The organism is Sporosarcina sp. P29 (assembly GCF_002743265.1).
Classification (GTDB): Bacteria; Bacillota; Bacilli; order Bacillales_A; family Planococcaceae; genus Sporosarcina.
The window spans coordinates 1-434 of record NZ_PDYX01000089.1; the positions used below are offsets into that span (position 1 = coordinate 1).

Genomic DNA, 434 nt, shown 5'->3' on the forward strand with positions numbered 1-434 from the left:
GGTTTGCAGCGTACCGAACAGATCGGTCAGCGACACGCCCTGCGCTTTCGCCTTATCTCGATCAACCTGCACATCCAGCTGCGGAACGTTAGCCTGGTAGGTTGAGATCGGGAAATGCATCCCCGGCGTCTGCATAATCGCACCGGACATGGTGTTCACCGCGTTTTGCAGCGCACCATAGCCCAGACCGCCGCGATCCTGGATGTACAGCGAATAACCCGACCCCTGCCCCAGCCCTAAAATCGGCGGTGGCAAAATGGAGAAACCAAAGCCCTGCTGAATTTGAGCGATTTTGGCATTGATCTCAGCGTTAATTTCCGCCGCCGTGTGTTTACGCTGATCGAACGGTTTCAGACCAAAGAAGACCGTCCCGGTATTCGGCGTGTTGGTGAACTGCAGCGCGTTAAGCCCAGGAAAAGCGACCGCATAATCCA

At 55.8% G+C, this 434-nt stretch carries 1 protein-coding gene; it reads right to left on the reverse strand.

What is annotated here, in order from left to right:
* A partial coding sequence (locus CSV68_RS16675; RefSeq protein WP_199175050.1) for an efflux RND transporter permease subunit occupies nucleotides 1–434 on the reverse strand: 434 nt, incomplete at both ends.